At 64.7% G+C, this 3,770-nt stretch carries 4 protein-coding genes; all 4 read right to left on the bottom strand.

What is annotated here, in order from left to right:
- Positions 1 to 83: 83 nt before the first annotated feature.
- The gene (locus tag EN925_RS27210) at positions 84 to 671 is read right to left on the bottom strand and encodes a HutD family protein (RefSeq protein WP_127368744.1); all 588 of its coding nucleotides are present in this window, start codon (positions 669 to 671) and stop codon (positions 84 to 86) included.
- Positions 672 to 756: 85 nt separating this feature from the next.
- Positions 757 to 2,427, bottom strand: a complete 1,671-nt coding sequence (gene hutU / locus EN925_RS27205; protein WP_127368743.1) for a urocanate hydratase — start codon at positions 2,425 to 2,427, stop codon at positions 757 to 759.
- 27 nt (positions 2,428 to 2,454) lie between these two features.
- Positions 2,455 to 3,273 carry an N-formylglutamate deformylase gene (gene hutG / locus EN925_RS27200; protein ID WP_013532301.1) on the bottom strand — a complete coding sequence of 273 codons (819 nt, stop codon included), beginning with the start codon at positions 3,271 to 3,273 and terminating at the stop codon, positions 2,455 to 2,457.
- Positions 3,273 to 3,770, bottom strand: a 498-nt coding sequence (locus EN925_RS27195) for an aromatic amino acid lyase (protein ID WP_164894417.1), incomplete at its 5' end; no start/stop codon positions are given. The genes hutG and EN925_RS27195, both read right to left, overlap by 1 nt.

Below are 3,770 nucleotides of genomic sequence, written 5' to 3'. Positions count from 1 at the left end.
GAGAGGATTCAGGCTTTTTCGTGATGCCGCCAGCAGCTTACGCTATATTTCGCCGGTACCGCGATCATGTTTGGAAACAAGCGTTAATCGTTGCCGGCGATGGCGCGGATCCGGATCACGAACAGCGTTGCCTCATGGGCGGGTTGGACAAGCAGGCCGGTGCTGACCGGCCCGGACAGCAGAGTGTCAAGCGGCCCGAGGCGAACCGGTTCAGCGGCGGGCACACTGATGTCGCCGTCCAAGCACAGGATGAGCGTTGTGCCGGCTTCAGTCCGGATTTCCACGGGGGCCGAAATCACCAGGCGTTCGACCGAATGCGTCATCCGGCTTCGGCGGGTCATGACATTGAGATCGGTGATCGGTCCGCCGATCAGCGCGGCCGAGGTCTGCACGTCGGCCGGGAAAGAAAACAGGGCGGTCGTCCTGTTTATAGATCTCGGCGGGTAGCCGGCAATCTCGAGGACGATGCCCTCGCCTTCGAGCACGGCAAGGGTGCGATCGATGCCGGCGAATTGCGAGAACGGACCGCTCGATTCGACACGCGCCATCGACACGCGCCAGTCGAAATCGTTTAGCCCGGCACCGGGCGGCGAGACGGCGATTTCCGTCGTCACGCCGCCGCCGTTCTTCCACGGCATCGACCGGTATTCGGCTGCCCGCAGGATGCGCATACCTAGCCCTCCGCTATGGTTACGGGCGTTCGAAACTCGAAAAGCCGACTCCGCGGCTTTTCGCCTGCCTGCGGCCGGACGTTTCTCACCCGAGAATGCCGGGCAGGTTGAGCTGGTGCTCCTTGGCGCATTCGATGGCAACGTCGTAGCCGGCATCGGCGTGGCGCATGACACCGGTCGCCGGGTCGTTCCACAACACCCGCTCCAGGCGCCTGGCGGCTTCGCGCGTGCCGTCGGCGACGATGACCATGCCGGCGTGCTGCGAGAAACCCATGCCGACGCCGCCGCCATGGTGCAGCGACACCCAGGTGGCACCGGACGCCGTGTTGAGCAATGCGTTGAGCAGCGGCCAGTCGGACACCGCGTCCGAGCCGTCCTTCATCGATTCCGTTTCGCGGTTCGGCGAAGCAACCGAGCCGGAATCGAGGTGATCGCGACCGATGACGACAGGCGCCTTCAGCTCACCCTTGGCCACCATTTCATTGAAGGCAAGGCCGAGCTTGTGGCGGTCGCCAAGGCCGACCCAGCAGATGCGCGCCGGCAGGCCCTGGAAGGCGATGCGCTCGCGCGCCATGTCCAACCAGTTGTGCAGGTGGGTGTTGCCGGGCGTCAGTTCGCGCACCTTGGCGTCGGTCTTGTAGATATCTTCCGGATCGCCCGACAGAGCCGCCCAGCGGAAGGGGCCTATGCCGCGGCAGAACAGCGGACGGATATAGGCCGGCACGAAGCCGGGGAAGGCAAAGGCGTTCTCGAACCCCTCCTCCTTGGCCACCTGGCGGATGTTGTTGCCATAGTCGAGCGTCGGCACGCCGGCGTTCCAGAACGCCACCATCGCCTCGACATGTTCGCGCATGGAAGCGCGGGCCGCCTTCTCGACCGCCTTGGGGTCGCTGACGCGCTTCTCGCGCCACTCGGCCATCGTCCAGCCCTTCGGCAGATAGCCGTTGATGGGATCATGCGCCGAGGTCTGGTCGGTGACCATATCGGGGCGAATGCCACGCCTGAACATCTCCGGGACGATCTCAGCCGTATTGCCAAGCAGGCCGACCGACTTCGCCTCGCCGGCCTTGGTCCAGCGTTCGATCTTTTCCAGCGCCTCGTCGAGCGTCTCGGCGCGCTCGTCGACGTAGCGGGTGCGCAGGCGAAAATCGATCGAGTCCGGGTTACATTCGATGGCGAGACAGCAGGCGCCGGCCATGACGGCGGCGAGCGGCTGGGCGCCACCCATGCCGCCGAGGCCGCCGGTCAGGATCCATTTTCCCTTGAGATTGCCGCCATAGTGCTGGCGACCGGCCTCGACGAAGGTCTCGTAGGTGCCTTGCACGATGCCTTGCGTGCCGATGTAGATCCACGAGCCGGCCGTCATCTGGCCGTACATCATGAGGCCCTTCTTATCGAGCTCGTTGAACTTTTCCCAATTCGCCCAGTGCGGCACCAAATTGGAGTTGGCGATCAGCACACGCGGGGCGTCCGGATGGGTGCGGAAGACGCCGACCGGCTTGCCCGACTGGACCAGCAAAGTCTCGTCATCGGCCAGCGTCCTCAAGGAGGCGACGATGCGGTCGAAATCGTTCCAGGTGCGCGCCGCCCGGCCGATGCCGCCATAGACGACCAGTTCGTTGGGATTTTCAGCAACATCCGGGTCGAGATTGTTCATCAGCATGCGCAGCGGCGCTTCCGTCAGCCAGGAGCGCGCGCTGATTTCGGTGCCGCGCGGGCTGCGGACTTCGCGGATGTTGTGGCGAGGATTGTTCATGGCGTCACTCCATAAGAGGATCTGATGTCAGACACGCGCCCAGGATGTCGCGGTCTCGAGGATTTTCCGCAGGGTGGCGCGGATCGGTGCTGCGAACTCGGCGTCATAGGGCACCGGCCAATTGTCCGGCGTGCCCTTGCCATCGGGCTCGCGCATATAGATGCGGTTGGAGAGTTCCATCTGCAGTGCGTGCACGCCTTGTTGCGGCTGGCCGAAATGGCGTGTGATCCAGCCGCCCTTGAAGCGGCCGTTGATGACAAAGGTTTCACCGGTTTCGGCCATGATCTGGCCGACCATCGCCTGCAGCGTCGGATCGGCGCTCCTGCCGTCATTGGTGCCGAGATTGAAAACCGGCAGCGTGCCTTCGAACAGGCGCGGCAGCACTGAACGGATCGAGTGGCAGTCATAGAGCACGATCTTTTCGTGTAGCCCGCGCAACCGGCCGATCTCGGCCTGCAAGGCGGCATGGTACGGCACGAAGAATTCCTCGCGACGCTCGTCGATCTCCGACGGCCCCGGTTCTTCGCCCTCGCGATAGAGCGGATCGCCATCGAAGGTCTCGGTCGGGCAAAGGCCCGTCGTCGCCTGGCCGGGGTAAAGCGAGGCGCCGGAGGGATCGCGGTTGACGTCGATGACGGTGCGGGAGATCGCGGTGTGCACCACCGTCGCCCCGAGGCCGGCGGCAAAGTCATAGAGATTATCGATCCACCAATCGCAGTCGCGGCGGCCGAGCCAGGGTGAGACCAGCCGATTCTCAAGGCCGGCGAGGTCGATGCCGGTGTGTGGTATCGACACCAGCAACGGGGCTGTGCCGGGCGTGACCGTCAGCCAGGGCGCGCTTGCCATCACACCGCTCCGGAAATCGACGGCAGAGCCACACCGCCGGCGGCCTCGATGGCCGCACCGCTGCGCACCATGGCGATGGCTTTTTCCATATCGGGGTGGAAATGGCGGTCATTGTCGAGATGTGGCACCTCGGCCCGCACCAGCCTGCGCACCGCCTCCAGGGCGTCGCTCGAGGCCAGCGGCGCGTGGAAATCGCAGCCTTGGGCCGCGGCCAGCAATTCGATGCCTATCACCGCGGTGGCGTTCTCGACCATGCCGATCAGCCGGCGCGCACCGTGCGCCGCCATCGAAACATGGTCTTCCTGGTTGGCCGAGGTGGGGATCGAATCGACTGATGCCGGATAGGCTTTCTGCTTGTTTTCCGAGACGAGCGCCGCCGCCGTCACCTGCGGGATCATGAAGCCGGAGTTCAGGCCGGGCTTGGGCGTCAGGAAGGCCGGCATGCCGAAAAGTGCCGGATCGACAAGCATGGCGATGCGGCGCTCCGACAGCGAGCC

It is taken from the genome of Mesorhizobium sp. M7A.F.Ca.US.006.04.2.1, assembly GCF_004022915.1.
Lineage (GTDB): Bacteria > Pseudomonadota > Alphaproteobacteria > Rhizobiales > Rhizobiaceae > Mesorhizobium > Mesorhizobium ciceri.
The sequence above is the reverse complement of the archived record's forward strand: the minus strand, read 5'-3'. Positions and strand labels throughout refer to the sequence as shown.